General features: G+C 67.0%; 4 protein-coding genes. 1 reads left to right on the plus strand and 3 read right to left on the minus strand.

What is annotated here, in order from left to right:
- The coding region (locus FKP22_RS23450; RefSeq protein WP_141290086.1) for a metallophosphoesterase family protein at positions 1-898 on the minus strand (898 nt) is incomplete at its 3' end.
- Between the two features lie 542 nt (positions 899-1,440).
- On the opposite strand from FKP22_RS23450, the gene FKP22_RS23455 reads away from it, so the two are divergent.
- A complete protein-coding gene (locus FKP22_RS23455) occupies positions 1,441-1,629 on the plus strand; it encodes a hypothetical protein (protein ID WP_141290087.1) in 189 nt (62 codons plus the stop codon).
- Positions 1,630-1,634: 5 nt separating this feature from the next.
- Here FKP22_RS23455 and FKP22_RS23460 read toward each other — a convergent pair whose 3' ends face one another.
- Together FKP22_RS23460 and FKP22_RS23465 are read right to left on the minus strand one after the other, a co-directional pair.
- The gene (locus FKP22_RS23460) at positions 1,635-2,648 is read right to left on the minus strand and encodes an alpha/beta hydrolase family protein (RefSeq protein WP_141290088.1); all 1,014 of its coding nucleotides are present in this window, start codon (positions 2,646-2,648) and stop codon (positions 1,635-1,637) included.
- A 131-nt stretch (positions 2,649-2,779) separates the two neighbouring features.
- A complete protein-coding gene (locus FKP22_RS23465; protein ID WP_141290089.1) occupies positions 2,780-3,787 on the minus strand; it encodes an aliphatic sulfonate ABC transporter substrate-binding protein in 1,008 nt (335 codons plus the stop codon).
- Positions 3,788-3,933 lie beyond the last annotated feature (146 nt).

The following is a 3,933-nucleotide window of genomic DNA, read 5'->3' on the forward strand; positions in this document are numbered from 1 at the left end:
TTTCGCCCTGCAGGCTGACACGCAGCGCATGCAAGGCGTCGCTGGCCAGATCGGCATCGGCCGCAACCGCGGCTTGCAGCGCGCGCACCACCCGGCCGGGCACTTCGTCCACGGTGCTCGCACCCGACAGGTCCACCATCACGCGGTGCCAGCGCACAACATCCAGCGGCACGAAGCGCGCGCTGAGCTGGCCGCCCTGCACTTCGACCAGCTCGCAGCCTTTGGGTCCCGTCTCGCGGGCATGCCGGCCCTGCAGGTTGCCGGGAAAGACCACGCGCGGATGGTCCTCGTTGACGACCTGGCGCGCGTGCACATGGCCCAACGCCCAGTAGTCGTAGCCCTTGGTCTTCAGCGTGGCCAACGTGGTCGGGGCGTAGGTGTCGTGCCCCTCGGCACCGACCAGGCTGGTGTGCAGCAGGCCGATGTTGAAGAAGCCCGGCACGGCGGCCGGGTAGCCCGGCACCAGGTCTTCCGGCACCTCGCGGTTGGGGAAACTGTGGCCGTGCAGGGCCACCTGCAGATCGTCGCTGTCGATGCGCAGCGTCTCGGCGCTGCGGCTGGAGAAGACCTTGACGTTGTCCGGCCACGGCACTTCGCGGCTGATCACGCCACGCGCGTCGTGGTTGCCAAGCACGATGAAGACGCGGATGCCGGCGCGCTGCAGCCGCACCATCTGCTCGCGCACGAACAAGCCTGTGTGGAAGTCCTGCCAGTCGCGGTCGTACAGGTCACCGGCGATCAGCACGAAGGCGACCTGCTCGTCCAGCGCCAGGTCCACCAGCCGCACCAGCGCGCGCCGCGTAGCGCCGCGCAGGCGGTCCAGCGGCGCGCCGTCAAAACGGCCCAGGCCGCGCAAGGGGCTGTCAATGTGAAGGTCGGCGGCGTGAAGAAAACGCATGCGGGCGTGAGAACTCAAGGCAATGATGAGAGGCCCCGCGACAGCGCGCGGGGCCTACACGCTAGCAGACGCCGGTGCAGCGCCGCGGCGCCGGCGGCGCTGCCGAGTTCGGATCAACCGATGCGGGATCCGGCCAGCCTGAATATCCCGGGAAATGCCCGGCAGCTTTGGCGAAACCCCGTCAAGCACAAAAGTATCAAAGATATTCCGCCGCCGAGTATGAATCAAAATGTGCCGCAACCGGCTTTCGTGACCAAGTGATGACAGCAAAACCTTCAGCGAGGGTTTGCACTGCGGGCAGTTACCCGAGTACTGGGCAGGTGTTGCGAAGAATCTTCACATCCCCCAAAAGAGCGATGCCGGAGCCCGGCCAAAGATGGTCAGATCGGTATTCTCCCCAGGGGAAAACTGTTACCAAAATGCTGCAAAGCGTGGCGTGTGGGCGAATTCCTACACGCGGCATGGGGATGATCTGATGCGCGGCCAGCGAGGTTTTTCTTAAAGTGACACCATCAACTCGAACATACCTCCGGAGACGCCTCATGGACCGCTCGGAACGCCAAATGAGAATTTCTGCCCCCACCAGCATGATCAGCCGTTGGCTGTCCGCCCGCAGCGCGCCCTTCATGGCGCCGGACAACAGTGAACTCGACCTGGGTTACGAATCGGCCCTGCCGTGGTTTGCCAGCCAGCTCGAAGAAGCGGCGCCGGAACCCTCCGCCGAAGCCTGAGCGCATCAGCGCAATTCGAAACGCGCCAGCAAGGACTTGTAGCGCTCGTGCCAGCTGGCCAGCGCCACTGGCTGCAGCCCGAAGACCTGCTGCACAAAATCCAGCGCCAGTTCCTGCGTGGCCTGTTTGACCTGCTGGTTCAACGCTTCGCCGCCCGCGACGATGCGGTCCGTGAAGATGCCGTGCGAGCCCTGCTCGAACACCGCCAGCGCCTTGTGCTCGCTGCCCATGGCTTCAAACACCGCAATGCGGTCGCTGGGCGGACTGTGATAGCCAGGCACCTTGATTTCGTCTTCTGCGGTGGTGATGTGCAGCGCCGGCACATCCATCTTGCCGACGATGCCCACGGGGCTGCCCTCGCCATAAAACGGCGGTGAAGACAGCAGCAGCGCGGCCTTGAACCGTGCGTCCCGCAACGGCAGTTGTTTGCCATCGCGCCAGATCTGCGCGCCGGCCGCCAGCATGGCGGTGTTGGCACCATACGAATGGCCGGCGACGACCACCTTGTTCGCATCCAGCCGGCCGGCCCATTCCGGCGCGGCCAAGGCTTGGTCCAGCGCGAAATGCAGGTCCTGCACCCGCGCCATGGCTTCCCGCTCCATCGCCGCGCTCTGCATGCGGAAGGCCAGCAGCATCAGGTTGCCGGTCCAGATGCTGCCGTCGCTGCCCACATGCTGCACATGCAGGCTGGCCACGCCATGCGCAGCCAGGTAACGGCCCAGGTAGCTGTAGCCCTGACGCGTGCCGCCCAGGCCGTGCGAGAAGACCAGCAGCGGCACCGGCGCTGCGCCAGCCTCGGCCTTGGGCAGGTACAGCCGCGCCGGCACTGCGCGGTCGCGCGTGGCGTCGAACCAGTCCAGGTCGCGGGTTTCGTAGTCACCAGTGGGTGCGATCTGGACCGGCAACGCGGCCACTGGCGGCACCGCCATTGGCTGCGCGGTTTCGGCCCACGCAGGCTCGCCAGCCGCGGCCAGTGCCAGGCACATGCCCATCCAGACTTTCGCCAGACCACGCTTCATCGCACCCACCTTCCGCTTCGACCCCCGGCGGCATCTGCCACCGACCGCGCGATTGCAGCAGATTCAGGGCCGACCCGAAACCCGGTGTGGGAAAGGGCCGTGGCAGCGAAAGGACTCAGCCGCTCAGCCTCCTAGGCCTTCGGCCAGCGCCAAACAGCCGCGGCCACGTCGATCTTCTTCGGGATCAGCTTGTGCTCGAAGAACAGGTCGGCCACCTTCTGCTGGGTGGCGACGGTGGCCGGGTCCATGGGCTGCACGCCGTAGCGGCTACGCTGCTGCCAGACCAGCACCACCTCCACCGGCAGGCCCACCAGCGGAGCCAGCTGCTCGGCCACCAGCGCCGGGTTGGCAGTGGCCCAGGCGCCCAGCGCCGCCAGTTCGTCCAGCAGCAGCCCGGTCTCGTTCGGATACTGGCTGACGAAGCGGCGCGAGGCTTCATAAAAGGCGTTGGGCCGCAGCAGCTGGCCATAGTCGGCCAGCACGCGCACCTTCAGCGTGGCCTGCACGGCCGCCAGGTACGGGTCCCAGATCGCCCAGGCATCGACCCGGCCGGACTCGAACGCAGCCCGTGCGTCGGCCGGCGCCAGGTAGACCGGCTGGATCTCGGTGAATTCCAAGCCGGCCTTGCGCAGTGCGGCCAGCAGCAGGTAGTGGGAACTGGAGCCCTTCTGCACCGCCACGCGCTTGCCCTTGAGCTCGGCCACGCCGCGCAGCGTCGAGGCGGGCAGCACGACGATGGATTCGGTGCTGGGCCCGCCTGGCTCAGCACCGATGTAGACCAGGTCCTTTTCGGCTGCCTGCGCGAAGATCGGCGGCGGCGCGCCGGTGTAGCCCACGTCCACGCTGCCAGCGTTCAGCGCCTCCAGCAACTGCGGCCCGGCTGGGAACTCGTGCCAGCTGATGGTCCAGCCCAACGGACCGAAGCGCTTTTCCAGTCGGCCCTGGGCCTTCAGCAGGCCGAGCAGGCCACCGCCCTTCTGGAAGCCGACGCGCAGCAGCTTCGTGTCGTCGGCCAGCACGGGCCAGGCGCTGGCGGCCAGTGCGCCAAGGGCTGCGGCTTGCAGCACCCGTCGCCGGCCAAAGGCTTGCGGGGAAGACGCTTCGGAAGGTTGCGGCAGCGGGTATGGGCGAGCAGACATCGGTGGCAGAACTTCCTGGTGAAAAACGCTTCACCGTACCGCAGCACCCGCCCCCGCAGAAGCGACCGATTCAGATGAGTTCATGAGGCCCGCGCGCCAGCGGCAGGCACAAGCGCACCACGTGGCGCCTCGGCGCGTCATGCGCA

The sequence above is a fragment of the Ideonella azotifigens genome (genome assembly GCF_006519715.1).
Classification (GTDB): Bacteria; Pseudomonadota; Gammaproteobacteria; order Burkholderiales; family Burkholderiaceae_C; genus Ideonella; species Ideonella azotifigens.